Origin of the sequence: Desulfovibrio sp. 1188_IL3213 (assembly GCF_036763145.1) — a bacterium.
GTDB lineage: Bacteria > Desulfobacterota > Desulfovibrionia > Desulfovibrionales > Desulfovibrionaceae > Desulfovibrio.
Genome location: NZ_JBAIYR010000355.1, coordinates 1 through 2,382, shown reverse-complemented (window position 1 = coordinate 2,382; position 2,382 = coordinate 1). Strand labels below are relative to the sequence as shown.

The 2,382-nt window shown below is 60.4% G+C and carries 2 protein-coding genes and 1 pseudogene; 1 reads left to right on the top strand and 2 read right to left on the bottom strand.

Annotated features, from left to right (window positions below; translation table 11 throughout):
* Window positions 1-539, bottom strand: a pseudogene (locus V6C16_RS11360) (dihydroorotate dehydrogenase); the annotation flags it as partial.
* Between the two features lie 465 nt (window positions 540-1,004).
* Entirely contained in the window at window positions 1,005-1,814 is an 810-nt protein-coding gene (locus V6C16_RS11355) for an iron-sulfur cluster-binding protein (protein ID WP_333535459.1), read from the bottom strand.
* Between the two features lie 225 nt (window positions 1,815-2,039).
* Between V6C16_RS11355 and V6C16_RS11350 the strand changes: the two genes are divergently transcribed.
* On the top strand, window positions 2,040-2,382 hold a 343-nt coding region (locus V6C16_RS11350), incomplete at its 3' end, for an aminopeptidase P family N-terminal domain-containing protein (protein WP_333543253.1).

Here is a 2,382-nt window from a genome sequence, read left to right as displayed (position 1 = left end):
ATGACCGTGATATCGGTGACGTTGGGCGAGAGCTTGACCATGATGTGCTTGCCGGGGGCCGCGTGACGCACGATGGACGTGACCTGGGCGATCATGCTCGGATCCTGGCCGAAGGCCACGCCGCCTTCACGCACGTTGGGGCAGGACACGTTGACTTCCAGGGCGGTCACGCCTTCCTCATCATTGAGGCGGGCGGCCAGGCGGCCGAATTCTTCGGCGGACGAGGCATAAATATTTGCCATGACGGCGGTTTCCTGCCAGGGCAGCAGAGGGAGCTTTTGTGTGCAAAAAACATCCACACCGTCATTTTGCAGGCCAACGGCATTGAGCATGCCGGAAACGGTCTCCACGATGCGTGGGCAGGGGTTGCCCCCGCGCGGCTCAAGGGAAAGCCCCTTGACCACAATGCCGCCAAGGCTGGCAAGATCGCCGTAGCTGGCGAATTCCACACCGTAGCCAAACGTGCCGGAAGCCGTAAGTATGGGATTTTTGAGGGACAGATCGTGTGTTTGCCCGTTCAGCGTAACGGAAAGGTCCATACCGCATTCTCCAGTAACCACGCAGACCCGCCGGGGCGCAAAGTAATGCGCCGGGCGGGGCTGGCAAGGTGTTTTATGCCCGCCGGGGCGTGTTCCACTATTTTTTCTGCCCGCTGTCTTTATGGCGGGGGAACGCTCGGGCAACGAGCCGTCTGTACGGGCTGTTTTCCGGCGAACCTGCGCCCCGGCAGAGAACAGCATCTTCCAGTGTGGAAGCGCCTGGGAGCTGTGCGGAGCAAGAGCGTTTTCAGGCGTCAAGAAGGGGCATTCTCAAAGGTGCGCCGCCTGAAGCTGAAAGCACGCAACCGCTCTGCGCGGATTTTTGAAAATTTGTGCTGCGCCGCAACGCCGGGGCAAAGTCCGTTTGGCTGCTGACGCCCGCAAAGGGGCGCGTTTCGGCAACAAGCCGCCGCAGCTCTGGGCAGATCCGCGTTGCACCGTCCCGTGCGTGTGCTGTTCAGCGGGCTACAGTTCTATCTGATCCGACCAGAACACAGGGCCGTGATTGCATGCCTGCACCTGGCTGCCGCGCTTGGCGGGTACGGGCCATGCTTCTGTTGTTTTGGCCACGCAGCCAAGGCAGGCTCCCACACCGCAGGCCATGCGGTTTTCTAGGGAGAGTTGGCAGCGTATGCCCAGTTCGGCGGCAAACTTTTGCACGGTGCGCATAAAGGGCGTGGGGCCGCAGGCCAGGACAAGGCCTTTTTGCTCGGCGTATTCCGTCATGCGTTCCTGTATGGAAAATATGAAATTGTCCAGATCGCCGGGTACGGTTTCGCGCAGGCTGTCCAGCGGCACATGCTCATTGATGCTGTCCACGGGATAGCAGCTTATGGACTCGCGATGGCCGAAAAGCATGGTGACGTTCCAAGGCTTGGGGTGCTCGCTCACATAGCCCACGAAAGGCACGATGCCCATGCCCCCGGCCAGCAGCAGCGTGGGCGTGTCCGGCTCGGTGACGAAACCGTTGCCCAGGGGACCCCACGCGCGCACCTTGTCACCGGGGCGCAGTTCGGACATACGCTTTGTGCCTTTGCCCACAACCTGAAAAAAACAGATCATGTGCCGGGCGGTCATATGGCATATGCCAAGGGGCCGTGCCCAGGGGATTTCAAGCCCGAAAGACTGGGGACGGAGCATGACAAACTGGCCCGGCCGCCACTTGGTCCATTCGGGGCGGGTAAGGCGCAGTGCGAAGAAGCGGCTTTCGTTGCCGGTTTGCCCAAAGGGCACAAGGTCCAGAACACTCAGCTCGCATGAAGTTGGTTGCGACATGCGCTGACTATAGGCGCACTTGGTCAACTGGTCAACCGGGGGCGGCCCGGTAAACGGGACAATTAAACCACCTTTTTTGATGTGGCTTTTGAAAGGGCGGCAATGCTTGTTCCCAAAAGGGCATGCCTGATGTTTCCGGCGCGTTGCGCGGATCTGCCGATGCCGGATATTTTTCAACTTTTCAGGGACGGGCGCACACGCTACACTGGCGACAGGAGAACACTCATGAAGCAGATATATGCCGCCCGCCGTGAAGAACTTCGCCGGGCCATGCGCAGGCGCGGTCTGGACGCGCTGCTTGTCAGCCAGGCAGCCAACCGTTTTTATCTTTCGGGTTTTGAGCTGCACGACCCTCAGTACAACGAAAGCGCCGGACGGCTGGTAATCACCGCCGACGGCCGTGACTGGCTGGCGACAGATCCCCGCTATCTGGACGCCGCCGTTCGCCTGTGGGACGCGGAGCGTGTTTTTATTTACGGCGGCTACGCGGCCAAAGATATTTACAGGTTGCTGCGCGGCTGTGGCGGCCGTATCGGCATTGAGGCGCAGGGAACGAGTCTGGCCTTTG